Raw genomic sequence first — 12,962 nt, forward strand, 5'->3', positions numbered from 1 at the left:
CAGTCCTTCGAGTTCTGGGTGGGTGGAGGGGGTCAGCTGTTCAGGAAGCCGAGGATGTGGTCGGCGACCGTCTTGGGCTGTTCGAGGTGCAGGAAGTGCCCTGCGCCGGGTATGACGACGCGTTCGAAGCCGTTCGTGAACAGGTCGTCCATGCCGTCGCTCAACTCCACGGTCATGCAGTTGTCGTCGGCGCCGTGGAGGTAGAGCGACGGGACGGTGATGGCGCCGAAGGCCCGGGCTTGCAGGGCTTGGGTCGCCTCGTCCGCGGGGGGCGTGAACAACTGGCGGTAGTAGCCCAGGATTTCGGTCAGGACTCCTGGAGCACCCAGGGTTTCCTTGAGCGCGGCACGGTCCGCGTCCGGCAGCTCGTAGCCGGGTGACCATTCCCGCCAGAGCCGGTCGATGAAGGCGAAGTCGTCGTGCTCGACGGCCGCTTCCGCCATGGCCGTCTGGAAGAAGAACATGTACCAGCTGCGTCGCTGCTGGTCACCGTCGGCGACCAGTGCGTTCAGCAGTTGACGGCCATGGGGAACCGCCAAGGTGACCAACTTGCGGACGCGCCTGGCGTCGAGGCTCGCTGCCGCGTACGCCGCCGCGGCGCCGAAGTCGTGGCCGATGAGATCCGCCTGCTCGCGCCCGAGCGCTTCAATCAGGTCCAGGACGTCCTGGCCGGTCGAGGCAATGCGGTAGGAGCCGTCGGGGGCCGCGCCGCCGGGCCAGTATCCGCGCTGTGCGGGCGCGACCGCCCAATATCCTTCCTGCGCAAGGCGGTCGAGAGTCCCTGTCCAGCTGGCGGCATGGTCGGGAAACCCGTGGAGGAGCACCACGAGCGGCCCGCTGCCGGCCTCAAGGATCGGAACCTCCAGTCCGCCTGCCTGAACCGTCCGACGACGGACGCGGTCGCTCGCCTGGGACCCCTCGGCCGGGGAGTCCTCGCCAGAGGGCGGTTGCTGGGTCACCTGTGTCATGAGTTCAACCTCCGGGCCGCCTTCGCGGCGTCGCGGTCCGGCAAGCCCGGACCAAGTGGCAGGTACGGCTGTCTGAAGCCGGGGTCAGTGCCGGTGAGTGGTCACGACGGTGGCTGTGCACCGAGTGGAGAGTCCGGCTCCGGTTCGCTGGGGACGTTCGTGATGTACGGATCCAGTCCGGCGACGAAACTCGCCGTCGCCAGGAGCGCGAGGATCAGACCGGGCCTTGCCGGCCCGGAAGGCATCGCGACGCCGGGCGGCGCGGAGGAGTTCGAAGGCATGGGTTGCCCTCGATCGCGCAAGGCTGCATGCACCCTGTCCGGCGGGCTCAGGACCGTTGTGGACTGAACAGTCAGAAACCTATGCGGTTCTGTACTGAGTTGTCAAGTACGGAAGGTCGGTCTTGCGCGCTCGCCGAAATCGAGGAGAACGGCACCGGCCGGGCCCGAGGTCACCGCCCCGCGCCGGCCGACCCGGTGGACCTCGCCGGGCCCGGCAGCGACACTCGACCCCGACCTGATGAAACGCCTCCAGCAGCAGGTCACGGGCGGCACTCCAACGCGGTGGGCACGGTCGTCGAACAGACCGATGGCCAGGCGAACGACGTCGCGGCCGCGCTGATCGCGCAGGCCCGACAGCAAGGGGAGGATGCGTGATCCCGCTGCCGCCGCACCGCACGAGGGGCCCCGGGGCAGGATGAGGGCCGCGACGAGTCCGACGGGGAAGATCCGGCTCCGGACCTTACTGCAGGGGTTACATGTCACCTGGTTCGCCGCTCGTTAACGGCGCCCCAAGTTCTGCGGCACAGAGGAGCCCTGACGAGCCCAGGTGAGCAGCCGGTACGCATCACGGCCCCCGCGTACACCCCCGGCTGGGACGTGCGGCTCACCTCGATGTCGTCGCTGCCCAACCCTCATGACCAGGCGTCTCGCATGGAAAGGGCCACCCCCGGCCGGCCAAGGAAACCCGCATCGGCCACGAGCGCCTGACAAGCGTGGTCACCGTCCCCCGGTCGAGCGGATCCCCGCAGCCCGTGCTCCATCTGCTCTCTAGGCGGAGGCGGCAGCCACGAAGTACGGAAAGGCGATGAGGAAGCGGTCGGCCTCGGCGCGTCGGCGCTGTTCGGCGAGCCACTCATCGGCCTGGTCACGGCCGACGGCACCGCTCGTGCAGGCCGACTCGGCGAGCCCGGTGAGCAGCGACAACATCGCGGGATCGGTGAACACGCTGGTGTGCACCTCGACGGTGACGTCGTGGAAGCCGCCGTCCAGGAGCAGGTTGCGGTACTGGCGGGCGGCGCGGGGCGCGCCCAGGAGGTCGGCGCGGGCGTGCACGATCGTGCGGGTGAGCGCCGCGTCATCAGAGTCGATCATGATGGCGTCCCAGTCCTGCCCGATCAGGGCGATCCTGCCGCCCGGGCAGAGGACGCGCCGTGCTTCCGCCACCGCGCGCCACGGCTCCTGAAGAAAATGGAAGACCTTGTCGGCACGGTAGCCGCGCACACTTCCGTCGGCGAACGGCAGATCCTCCGCCCCCGCTTCCCGGAACTCGGCCCCCGGCCACCGTTTCCGGGCCTCGGCCAGGATCCACGGATCGGGATCCACGCCCACCGCGTGGACGCCACGCTCGGCCAGCTCGGCGACGGCCCGCCCGGCACCGCAGCCGACGTCCACGACAGACGAGCCCGGGACAAGAGACAGCAGTTCGTAGGAGCGGGCCCGCAGCAGGCCGGCGCTCGGCATCTGGTCCATCGCGTCGAGGACGGCCAGCATGGCCTCGGTGCCGCGGTGCTTTTCCATGAAAGGAGTCGTCACAGCCATGGTCTCCTGCCTTTCCTTGTCAGTCATGGTTCGGTCAACCCTTCGAGTTCTGGGTGCTGGAGGGGTCAGCCGTTCAGGAAGCCGAGGATGTGGTCGGCGACCGTCTTGGGCTGTTCGAGGTTCAGGAAGTGACCTGCGTCGGGTATGACGAGGCGTTCGAAGCCGTTCGTGAACAGGTCGTCCATGGAGGTAGAGCGACGGGACGGGGGTGGCGCCAGACGTGCACGCAGCCTGTCCGGTGAGTTCAGGACGGTTATGTACTGAACAGTCAGAAACCTAGGCGGTTCTGTACCGAGTTGTCAACACGCGGATGACAGTCCGAGGCACGGAACTGCCGCTCGGCGGCATGGAGGACGTGGTCGCGGTCGAAGCTTCGCGGTCTCGCCACATGCAGAAGGTAAAGCCGACCCCCCCTTCTTGACAACTCAGTACAGAATTGCCTAGGTTTCCGGCTGTTCAGTACACAACCATCCTGAGCTCACGGGCCTTCATCGAGGAAAAGAACATGACTGAAGCCGCAGATCGGATCATCGACGCCCTGCGCAGCGGGCACGACCACCTCGCCGCTGTGGTGCACAGACTCACCGCGGCCGATCTCACCCGCCCGTCCGGCGCGTCGGAGTGGGACGTCTCCCAGGTGCTCGGCCATCTGGGCAGCGGCGCCGAAATAGGCCTGGCCGTACTGGAGGGCGCGACGGGCGGTACGGGTGCCCCCGACGGCGACTTCAACAAGTCGGTGTGGGCCCGCTGGAACGCGATGACCCCGGCCGAGCGCGCCGAAGGCTTCGTCACCGCCAACCAGGCGCTGGTCGAGTGCTACGAGAGCCTCGACGCGGGGGCCCGCAGCGACCTCCGGATCGACCTCGGCTTCCTGCCCGCGCCGGTGGACGTCGCGACCGCGGCGGGGCTCCGGCTCGGTGAGCTCGCCCACCACTCGTGGGACGTCGAGGTGACCTTCGACCCGTCGGCGACCCTGGCGTCCGCCGCGACCGCGCCGCTTCTCGACCAGGCCGGCATGATGCTGGGCTTCATCGGCAAGGCGGACGCCCTGGAGAACCGCCCCGTCACCGTCGCGGTGCGCACCACCGCACCAGAGCGCGCCTTCGGTCTCTCGGTCGGCGAGACGGTCGCGCTCACCGGGGAACCCGAGCACGCCGACGCCGTGCTGACGGCCCCCGCCGAGTGGTGGCTGCGACTCGTCGCCGGCCGGCACGCCCCCGCCCACACCCCGTCCTCCGTGACCCTCACCGGCGACACCGTCACCCTCGACGACCTGCGCAGGGTCTTCCCCGGGTTCTGAGCCCGGCGGTGAGGCAACGGGCACGGGAACACGCCCGGGCCCGCCCGCTTCACTCGGGGTCGTGTCCGCAGCATGAGCGGCACAGCGAAAGTGCCTTCTGACCTGGGACGACAGGGCTTGTCCAAGGCTTCTGTCGTCTCGCGGGGGAAGGCGCTTTCCGCGTGCGCACTACCGGGTCATGTCCGCGACTTGTCGTCTCGGCCGACGGTCGCGGGTTGGCCGGCCATGCCGGATCCCGTCTGCTGGCCGATCTGGTCGACGTCGCCGGGCTGACCAGCGCCTTCACCAACGCGTTGCGTCGGCTGCGGCCGCGCGGCACGGGGCACGGCCCCGGCCGGGTGGCGGTCGACCTGGCCGTGATGATCACCGACGGCGGCGAGACCGTCACTGACCTCGCTGTCCTGCGTGACCAGCGCGAGGTGTTCGGCCCGGTCGCCGCCACACCCACCGCCTGGCGTCTTCTCGCCGACATCGGTCCTCCCGGGTCCTCGGGTCCCGGTAGCCGAAGCCGCGCTGTAGGCGGCAGCTTGCCTGCTCCTTCCCGGAGTGGCAGGTGATTAGCGTGGCGTCGAGGTCCAGGACCAGGCAGGGCAGGTCGCGCCCGCCCGCGCGGGACGCTGGTATGCCGTCGCGTGTGTCGGCGGCTTGCAGTCAGGCGATTTCGCGTGCGGTGGCGCGCCCGGGCTTCTTGCAGGGCGGCCAGTGCATGACCGCCCCTCGACCAGCAACCCACATGGCGAGGAGGGTCGCCAGGAACTCGCAAGCGTCGTCCTCGTGCGGGGTCTCCCGTAGGAGGCGGGATCGCTGACGTGGAACACCGTGTCCTGCGCGGCGACCGTGCACCCAGGCCGACGTGGACGGCGTAGTGCGTGGGTTTCATGCCGACGTCGTCGGGGGTGTCCGGCCCGCCGCGCACACCCCGGCGTCCCCGGCGATGAGCGCGGCACGGGCCTCGCGGACACGGGGCCGGCCCAGCACACCGGCGAGACGGGTCAGCCCGTCGTCCCGGCCCCGCTGGGCGGGACGCTGGCGTCGATTCCGGTGCCCTTGGTCATGAGGGCTCCTGGGCCGGGCCGGGGACGGTATGGGGGTCGGTGGCGGTGAGGGGGAGCAGCACCTGGAAGCGGGTGTCGCCGGGTACGGACTCGACTTTCAGGTCACCGTGGTGCTTGTTGACGACGATCCGCCAGGAGATGTCGAGCCCCAGTCCCGTGCCCTCGCCCACCGGCTTGGTGGTGAAGAACGGGTCGAAGATCCGGCCGCGGATCTCGGCCGGCACTCCCGGGCCCGTGTCGCGGAACTCCACCAGCAACCGGTCGTGCACCACAGCGGTGCGTACGGTCAACGTCCCTTCGCCGCCCGCGCTCTTGATGGCGGAGACCGCGTTGTCGATCAGGTTGGTCCACACCTGGTTCAGCTCGGCGGGGTAGGCCGGAATCCTCGGCACCGAACGGTCGTACTCCTTCACGACCTTGACCTGTGGACCGATCTTGCCCGACAGCATCAGCAGCGTGCTGTCGAGGAGTTCGTGCACATCGGCGACCTGGTAGGGCGCGCGGTCCAGCTGTGAGTACTGCTTGGCGGCGTCGACGAGGTGCGAGATACGGGTGGTGGAGTCCTGGATCTCGGACATCAACAGCTCAGCCTCGACCGTGTAGTTGAGACACTCGATGGCGCTGGGCAGGATCTCCTGCTCGTCGACGGCCGCCGCGATCTGCTCCAGCCAGTCGACGTCGAGACCGCCCTGCACGAAGGTCGGCGCGATCTGCCAGCCGTTCGGGACACCGTGGTCGTCCAGCCAGTCGGCGAGTTCGTCCTCGCGGTCGGACGCTTCGAGGGGGCTCAGCGCCGGCGCCTTGGAGACCCGCTCGGCCGTACGCTCCTGGAGGTCGACCAAGGCCTTCAAGGCGTCGCCGTGGTCGGGGTCCGAGGCGATGGCGCTGAGCTTGTCGCGCATGTGCGCGACCCGGTCCCTGAGCGACGAGGAGGCTCGTGCGGCCGCCGCGGCCGGGTTGTTGAGCTCATGGGTGAGGCCTGCGGACAGCGAACCGAGCGCCAGCAGCCGTTCGCGCTGCCCGACGGCCCGCTGAAAGGTCTGCGAACCGAGGGCGAGCCCCTCCAGGAGATGGACCGCCATCGGAAACCACTCGTTCATGAAGTTCGCGAACGACTGGGCGGGCAGGACGAAGAACCGTGTCGGCTCCGACACCCGCAACGAGTTCATGTACCGATGCGGTTTCCCGTCCCAGAGATACGCCATCACGGCCCCCGCGTACACCCCTGGCTGGGACGTGCGGCTCACCTCGATGTCGTCGCTGCCCACCCGGCGCGACATGACGAGCGTGCCCTCGATCATCACGTAGAAGCAGGTCGCCGGGTCACCTTCGGTGAACACCGGCCCGGGGTCGAACAGTTCGACCCGACCCTCGGTGCACAGTCTGTCGAGCTGCTCGGCGCTGAGCTTCTCGAAGAGGAACAGCGAGCTGATCTCCGCCGGGCTGCACGGCATCGGCTGCCCGCTCATGACTGCTCCAGGTACCGGTGTACGAGCATCACGGCCATGGCTCCCTCTCCGACGGCGGACGCGACCCGCTTCGCCGACTCGGCGCGGGCGTCCCCGGCGACGAACACGCCGGGAATGTTGGTCTCCAGGTGGTAGGGCGGCCGGTCCAGCTCCCAGTTGGCCGGTGGCCGCCCGTCGGGGGTGAGGTCGGGTCCGGCGAGGATGAACCCGTGCTCGTCGCGCAGGACCGTGCCGTCCAGCCAGTCGGTCAGCGGGGCCGCGCCGATGAACACGAACAGCCACTGCGCGTCGACCCGTTCGGTCTGCCCGCTCTTCGTGTCGCGCAGCGTCAGCTGTTCCAGGTCGTTGTCGCCGTGCGCGGCCTCGACGACCGTGTGGGCCCGTACGAAGATGTTGGGCGACTCGGCGATCTGCTGGATCAGGTAGTGCGACATCGACGCGGTGAGGTCCGCTCCGCGCACCAGCAGGGTGACCGACTTGGCTCCCCTGGACAGGTACATCGCCGCCTGCCCGGCCGAGTTGGCGCCGCCGACGATGTACACGTCGTGGCCATGGCAGGCGGCGGCCTCGGTGAGCGCGGACCCGTAGAACACCCCGCGGCCCGACAGCTCGTCGGCACCCGGCGCCTGAAGCTTCCGGTACGACACACCGGTCGCCAGGATCACGCTGTGCGCCGCGATCGCCGACCCGTCCGAGAAGCGTACGGTGCGGGCCGCGCCGTTGACCTCCAGGCCCGCCACCTCACGGGCGGTGAGGATCTCGGCGCCGAACTTCGTCGCCTGCCGACGGGCCCGGTCGGTGAGCTGGGCGCCGGACACACCGTCCGGGAAGCCCAGGTAGTTCTCGATCCGGGAGCTCTGCCCGGCCTGCCCGCCGGTCGCCGACCGCTCCACGAGCACCGTGCGCAGGCCCTCCGAGGCCCCGTACACGGCCGCGCCAAGACCAGCCGGCCCGCCACCGATGACGACCAGGTCGTAGAAGTCGGCGGTCGGGGTCGTGGCGAGACCCACGCGTGCGGCGAGGTCGGGCACCTCCGGCTCGACCAGGGGATCGCCGTCCGGGGTGATCACCACCGGCAGCCGCTGCCCGTCCTGCCCGGCGGCGGCCAGCAGCCGCTGACCCTCTGGCTCGTCCGAGGAGTACCAGCGGTAGGGCACCTGGTTGCGGGCCAGGAACTCCCGTACGTCCGAGGAGCGCGCCGACCAGCGGTGTCCGACCACCTTGGTGCTCGGCACCGGCCGGAAGTCACTGCACCGCCACGCCTCCAGCAGGTCGTCCAGGACCGGGTAGAGCTTCTCCTCCGGCGGGTCCCAGGGCTTGAGGAGGTAGTGGTCGAGGTCGACGACGTTGATCGCGTCGATCGCAGCGTTGGTGTCCGCGTACGCGGTCAGCAGCACGCGCCGGGCGCCCGGATAGAGGTCCAGGGCCTGTTCGAGGAACTCGATGCCGTTCATCTGCGGCATGCGGTAGTCGGCCAGGATCACCGCGACCAGATCACCGCGCAGCTTCAGCTCCCGCAGCGCCTCCAGCGCGGACTCACCGGACTCCGCGCGCACGATCCGATACGACTGGCCGTAGCGCCGTCGCAGGTCACGGGCGACGGCCCGGGACACCCCGGGGTCGTCGTCCACGGTCATGATGACGGTTCGCGCCGATTCGGCGGCCTGTGCCATAGGTCTCCCACCCCGAGTGATCGGATCACCGGTCGGCGCCGGCTCGGTGCCGCGCCGCGTTTTTTCAGCCATCGTATGTTCGGTGCCCTGCTTCGCTCCGGTCGGCGATGCCGTGAGCCGAGCACGCGGGACTCGTTGCCCTCCGGGTCCACCAGTGTGGTCCAGGACCGCTCTCCCCGGCCGATGTCCGCGTGCCTCGCCCCGAGGGCCGGCAGTTGGTCCACCTCGGCCTGCCGGTCGGCCCTGCGACGCCCATTCGGGTGGTCTCGCCGCGGGGGTCGAGTGATCCGCTATTGGGCCCATGCCGCGATCCGTTCCGCGATCGCCTCGGGGGCCTCGATGTGCAGGAAGTGACCGACGTCGGGGACGATCTCCAGCGCGTGCGCGGCGGCGAACCGATGCCGGTCGTCGATCTGCGGGGGGAGGATGCCGCCGTCGTCGGCACCGTGGAGCTGCAGCAGGGGCACCGTGATCGGCTGAGACGTGCGGCGCAACACCCCGAGCATGCTGGGTCTCATCATCTGCCGGTAGTACTTCAGAGGCGCGGGCATGCTCGCCCGCAGGTCCTTGTGCAGCTCCGCCCGGAGAGCTGGATCGAGCGAGAGGCCGGGCGACCACTGACGCCAGAGGTGGTCGATGAGGGCGAGATCGCGGGCGCCGGCCAGCCAGCCGGTTCCGGGCAGTTGAAATAGCCCCATGTGCCAGCTCCGGCGCAGCTGAGCGGGGCGCATCAGGGTCAGGAACGTGCGTGGGTGGGGGATGGCGAGCGTGACCGCGCGTTCGATCCGCTCCGGCGCGGTGGCGACGGCATCGTAGGTGAGGAAGGCGCCCCAGTCGTGGCCGATCAACTCAACGGCTCGCCCGGGAGACCAGCGGTCGATCAGCGCGAGCACGTCGCTGGTGAGGGATGCGAAGTCGAACGGCCCCGCGGTCGGGGACGGCGCGTAGCCGCGCAGCCAGGGTGCGAGGACGTGACGTCCGCGGCGGCCGAGCTCGGCGAGGAAGGGCTGCGCGGTCGGCGGATGGTCCGGGAAGCCGTGCAGGACGAGCGTGGGTCGACCGTCGGGGTCGCCGCCCTGCAGCGCGTGAAAGGTGCCGTGGGGCAGGTCGAAGGTGACGTGTTCGAATTCCATGGGTGTCAGCCTTTTCCAAGAGCGGTCGGACGACAGATCGCCGATGCCTGCTTCGGTGTCTCTGGATGTGGACATGTGCGTCTCCTCGGGCGCCGGGTGTACCGCGGGGTCAGCCGACCAGGCGGTTGAGCTTGCGGACTTCTTTGTCGAAGGCGCGCGAGGGCACGATCCGGCGCAGGGCGCTGACGCGTCTGGCCATCGGGCCGGCGGTGTACCGGAGCTTGGGCTTGGAATCGGTGGCGGCCGCGACGATCACCTTCGCGACCACGTCCGGATGGTCGGCGTTGCGCACGGCCGTGGCCAGCACGTCCCGGGAGACCTCCCGCTGCGCGGCGTAGAGGGGCAGGGGCGAGTCGGGTGCCATGCTGCTCGCCTCGAAACTCGTGCTGGTGTAGGCCGGCTCGACCAGCAGCATCCGGACTCCGAACTCGCGAAGCTCGTGGTCGACGGACTCGGAGTAGCCCTCGACCGCGTGCTTGGTGGCGGCGTAGACGGCCATGTAGGGGGCTGGGATCAGACCGAGTACCGAGGAGACGTTGACCACGCGGCCACTGCGCTGGGCGCGCATGTGGGGCAGCACTGCGTTGGTCATCCGCATCACGCCGAAGACGTTGATGTCGAAGACCTCCTTGGCCTGGTCGATCGAGCTCTCCTCGGCGGCGCCGACCGCGCCCACGCCCGCGTTGTTGACGAGGACGTCGATCCGGCCGAACCGCTCGATCACCTCCTCGACCAGGGAGCGGACCGACTCGTCGCTGGCCACGTCGAGATCGAGGAACGTCACCCCGGGGAGCGGCTCGGCCTTCGCCGCGTTGCGGCTCGTGCCCACCACCGCGAAGCCGGCGCGCACGAGGGCGCGCGCTGCCGCCCGCCCGATCCCGGAGGAGGCGCCCGTCACGAGGGCTACTGGGGAAGTTGTCTGCATGGTGGTTCCTTCGGTTGTGTGCCATGACCGACACGGTGCGCACCGGTCCCGCAAGCCCGTACCTAGCCGGTTCGGTGAGCCCAGGATGGTTGTGTACTGAACAGTCTGAAACCTAGGCGGTTCTGTACTGGGTTGTCAAGAAGGGTGGGTCGGCCGTACCTTCGATGCATGGCCAGACCACGAAGCTTCGACCGCGACCACGTCCTGCATGCCGCCGAGCGACAGTTCCGCGCCTCCGGCTACAACGGCACGAGCGTCGACGACATCAGCGCCGCCACCGGCCTGGGCCGCGGCAGCCTCTACGCCGCGTTCGACGGCAAGCACGGCGTGCTGATGGAGGCGATGACCGGCTACTTCGCCCGGCTCGGGCAGGGTCCACGCAACATGCTCGCCGGACCGGACGAGGGCGCCCTGGAACGACTGCACCAGTACTTGCTCCGCGCCGTCCACGGCGTGCCACTGGCCGCCGACGTACCCCCCGCCTCCGACCGGGCGGCGGCGGCCTGCTTCGCCGCCAAAATGGCCCTGGAGGTCGGCGCCTCCGACCCCGAGGTGAAACGCCTGGCCAACGACTGCTTCTCCGTGGTCCGCACGGCGGTGGCCGAGTGCTTGCGAGCGGCGCAGCGCAACGGCGACATCGACCCCGACGCGGATCCCGACGACCTTGCCTACCTCCTGCTGACCGTGATCCGTGGGAGCGATGTCGTCGGCGCGTACGGCCACAGTCCCGCCCGCCTGACCGCGATCGCGGAGAGCGCGTTCGCCTTGCTGCCTCGCCCGCGCCACCACTGACAAGGACACGGTCGGCCTCATCGCACAGGCATCCGATGCGGTCGGCACGTCGAGGCCGCGGAGGCACGGCCCATGGCCCCCGCGGACCTGATTGACGTAGCCATCACGTGTCTCAACTCGCCGGGCGTCAGGCGTAGATCTGGGCGATCCCGACGCGAGCACTTGCTCGACCACGAGAGGCGGCAGACGAAGCCAGTCGTGACGAGCCGCCGGCGGGCACGGCGTTGCTGTCGCGGGCAACGCCGGCGGCAAAGCGCCATGGCCGCCGACGCGGCTGCGCCTGAGCCGGTCGCGGCGGTCACCGCGGGGAGGCTTCGGCAGGCCAGCGCCTCCCTGCCACGGTGACCGCTTGAGCACGCGCACGCTTTCCGAGGTCCTGCTGGGGCTTCGAGGTCTGCGCCCAGTTCTCTTCGTCCGCGTTCACTCGCCAGACACCCGGCACAGCACCCTGTGCATCGAGCGGCGACAGATGCAAGCGGCACGTCATGTGCCGTATGCCGCGCTTCCGCCAGGGCGCCCAGACTCGTTGCCCTTGCTCATTCCCCCCTTCCGTCGTCGGCTCGCTGCCACGCAACGCCAACGCCTGGGCAGCCTCCGCGAGGCGCGCATCGCGCGCTGCGCGCCTTCCTCGTCGTCAACGCGGTTCCCTTCGCCGTCGGCAGCGTGTTGCCCTGCTTCACCGACGTTCCGCGGTGGGTGATCCCAGCCCATCTGAGTTTACTTTTCTATACTCAGCCAGTAGCGTCATGACCAGCGACCGACCCGGCTGCCGCAGAGGAACCCGGCACGGCACCCGCCCGAGAAGGAGCATCACCATGGGAATAAGCCCAGAGGCACACGAGTTCGCGGAGTTTCTCGCGAGTGTGAGCGCGAAGACGTCGACACCGGGCCTCGACCTGGCCGTCATCCGTGACATCATCGACTCGAGCCAGAAGGCGTCGACCGAGCCGGAAGGCGTCACCTACGCCGAAGTGGACGCGGGTGGCGTCCCCGCCCTGTGGGCCATTCCCGAAGGCGCCGATCCCGACCGCGCGCTGCTGCACTTCCACTTCGGCGGATCCGTCGCCGCCTCCATGCACTCCGACCGCAAGGCCGCGGGACACATCGCGAAGGCCGCCGGCGCCCGCTCCCTGGTCGTGGACTTCCGTCTGGCGCCCGAACACCCCTATCCGGCGCAGCTCGACGACGCCGAGACCGCCTACCGCTGGCTGCTCTCGCAGGGCTACGAGCCGCAGAACATCGGCAGCACCGGCCACTCGATCGGCGGCACCCTCGCGGTGATGCTGCCGCTGCGCCTGCTCGCCAAGGGCGAGGCCACGCCTGGCGCGATCGTCAGCGTCTCCCCCTGGACCGATCTCACGCTCCAGAACCCCGCGGTGGACGCCAACGAGACGAACGACAAGATGCTCAGCCGAGGGTCCCTGGAGTTCTTCCGCCAAGCCTGGCTGCAGGATCCCGCCGTGGACTTCACCGACCCGCAGATCAGCCTCGTACACGCCGACCTGACCGGCCTGCCGCCCACGCTCGTCCACTACGGCGAGTACGAGACCCTCGCCGACGACGGCGCCCAACTCGGCCGCCGACTCGCGGACTTCAAGGTCACCACCGAGACCCACGCGCTGCCCGAAGGGCAGCACTCGTTCATCATGGGCGCCGGACGCGTACCCGAGGTGGACCAGGCCATCGGGCAGATGGGCCAGTGGCTCCGCAAGCACCTCGGCGCGTGAGCGAAAGCCGCGCCTGACGTCAGGCCTGTCCGCCGGGCCGCCGCACCACCGCGATGCCGGTGACCGGGTTCACCGGTCACCGGCATCCTGCTCGACCACG

Annotated in this window: 12 protein-coding genes; 4 read left to right on the plus strand and 8 right to left on the minus strand. The window is 69.6% G+C overall.

The genetic code is table 11. The features are described from left to right. Positions 1–32: 32 nt before the first annotated feature. From L3078_RS00570 to L3078_RS00580, 3 genes are all read right to left on the minus strand, one after another. On the minus strand, positions 33–968 hold the full coding sequence (locus L3078_RS00570; protein ID WP_239749710.1) for an alpha/beta fold hydrolase: 936 nt from the start codon (positions 966–968) through the stop codon (positions 33–35). Between the two features lie 1,049 nt (positions 969–2,017). Next, positions 2,018–2,740: a methyltransferase domain-containing protein gene (locus L3078_RS00575; RefSeq protein WP_239760154.1), complete on the minus strand. Its 723-nt coding sequence runs from the start codon at positions 2,738–2,740 to the stop codon at positions 2,018–2,020. Between the two features lie 113 nt (positions 2,741–2,853). Further along, a complete protein-coding gene (locus tag L3078_RS00580) occupies positions 2,854–2,973 on the minus strand; it encodes an alpha/beta fold hydrolase (protein WP_239749712.1) in 120 nt (39 codons plus the stop codon). Between the two features lie 320 nt (positions 2,974–3,293). On the opposite strand from L3078_RS00580, the gene L3078_RS00585 reads away from it, so the two are divergent. Then, complete coding sequence (locus L3078_RS00585) at positions 3,294–4,088, plus strand: maleylpyruvate isomerase N-terminal domain-containing protein (RefSeq protein WP_239749740.1); 795 nt, start codon at positions 3,294–3,296, stop codon at positions 4,086–4,088. Positions 4,089–4,303: 215 nt separating this feature from the next. Further along, a complete protein-coding gene (locus tag L3078_RS00590) occupies positions 4,304–4,645 on the plus strand; it encodes a hypothetical protein (protein WP_239749742.1) in 342 nt (113 codons plus the stop codon). A 494-nt stretch (positions 4,646–5,139) separates the two neighbouring features. Here L3078_RS00590 and L3078_RS00595 read toward each other — a convergent pair whose 3' ends face one another. The 5 genes from L3078_RS00595 to L3078_RS00615 are packed head-to-tail and all read right to left on the minus strand — an operon-like array spanning position 5,140 to position 10,343. Continuing rightward, on the minus strand, positions 5,140–6,612 hold the full coding sequence (locus tag L3078_RS00595) for an ATP-binding protein (protein WP_239749745.1): 1,473 nt from the start codon (positions 6,610–6,612) through the stop codon (positions 5,140–5,142). Then, positions 6,609–8,285, minus strand: coding sequence for an NAD(P)/FAD-dependent oxidoreductase (locus L3078_RS00600; RefSeq protein ID WP_239749756.1), 1,677 nt, complete (start codon positions 8,283–8,285; stop codon positions 6,609–6,611). The genes L3078_RS00595 and L3078_RS00600 overlap by 4 nt, the downstream gene beginning before the upstream one ends. Next, entirely contained in the window at positions 8,246–8,572 is a 327-nt protein-coding gene (locus L3078_RS44845) for a VOC family protein (RefSeq protein ID WP_420864152.1), read from the minus strand. Before L3078_RS44845 ends, L3078_RS00600 begins: the two co-directional genes overlap by 40 nt. A 3-nt stretch (positions 8,573–8,575) precedes the next feature. After that, positions 8,576–9,493, minus strand: coding sequence for an alpha/beta fold hydrolase (locus L3078_RS00610; RefSeq protein WP_239749761.1), 918 nt, complete (start codon positions 9,491–9,493; stop codon positions 8,576–8,578). Between the two features lie 34 nt (positions 9,494–9,527). After that, the gene (locus tag L3078_RS00615; protein ID WP_239749763.1) at positions 9,528–10,343 is read right to left on the minus strand and encodes an oxidoreductase; all 816 of its coding nucleotides are present in this window, start codon (positions 10,341–10,343) and stop codon (positions 9,528–9,530) included. Positions 10,344–10,511: 168 nt separating this feature from the next. On the opposite strand from L3078_RS00615, the gene L3078_RS00620 reads away from it, so the two are divergent. Further along, the gene (locus L3078_RS00620) at positions 10,512–11,135 is read left to right on the plus strand and encodes a TetR/AcrR family transcriptional regulator (protein WP_239749767.1); all 624 of its coding nucleotides are present in this window, start codon (positions 10,512–10,514) and stop codon (positions 11,133–11,135) included. Positions 11,136–11,950: 815 nt separating this feature from the next. Beyond that, positions 11,951–12,862, plus strand: a complete 912-nt coding sequence (locus L3078_RS00625; protein WP_239749772.1) for an alpha/beta hydrolase — start codon at positions 11,951–11,953, stop codon at positions 12,860–12,862. Positions 12,863–12,962: the final 100 nt, after the last annotated feature.

The sequence above is a fragment of the Streptomyces deccanensis genome (assembly GCF_022385335.1).
GTDB classification, from domain to species: domain Bacteria; phylum Actinomycetota; class Actinomycetes; order Streptomycetales; family Streptomycetaceae; genus Streptomyces; species Streptomyces deccanensis.

Bases quoted from the DNA above. Each gene is read 5' to 3' on its own strand.
- L3078_RS00600 (WP_239749756.1), bottom strand. From the start codon at position 8,285: ATGGCACAGGCCGCCGAATCGGCGCGAACCGTCATCATGACCGTGGAC.
- L3078_RS00585 (WP_239749740.1), top strand. From the start codon at position 3,294: ATGACTGAAGCCGCAGATCGGATCATCGACGCCCTGCGCAGCGGGCAC.
- L3078_RS00570 (WP_239749710.1), bottom strand. From the start codon at position 968: ATGACACAGGTGACCCAGCAACCGCCCTCTGGCGAGGACTCCCCGGCC.
- L3078_RS00620 (WP_239749767.1), top strand. From the start codon at position 10,512: ATGGCCAGACCACGAAGCTTCGACCGCGACCACGTCCTGCATGCCGCC.
- L3078_RS00580 (WP_239749712.1), bottom strand. From the start codon at position 2,973: ATGGACGACCTGTTCACGAACGGCTTCGAACGCCTCGTCATACCCGAC.
- L3078_RS00615 (WP_239749763.1), bottom strand. From the start codon at position 10,343: ATGCAGACAACTTCCCCAGTAGCCCTCGTGACGGGCGCCTCCTCCGGG.
- L3078_RS00595 (WP_239749745.1), bottom strand. From the start codon at position 6,612: ATGAGCGGGCAGCCGATGCCGTGCAGCCCGGCGGAGATCAGCTCGCTG.
- L3078_RS00610 (WP_239749761.1), bottom strand. From the start codon at position 9,493: ATGTCCACATCCAGAGACACCGAAGCAGGCATCGGCGATCTGTCGTCC.
- L3078_RS00625 (WP_239749772.1), top strand. From the start codon at position 11,951: ATGGGAATAAGCCCAGAGGCACACGAGTTCGCGGAGTTTCTCGCGAGT.
- L3078_RS00575 (WP_239760154.1), bottom strand. From the start codon at position 2,740: ATGCTGGCCGTCCTCGACGCGATGGACCAGATGCCGAGCGCCGGCCTG.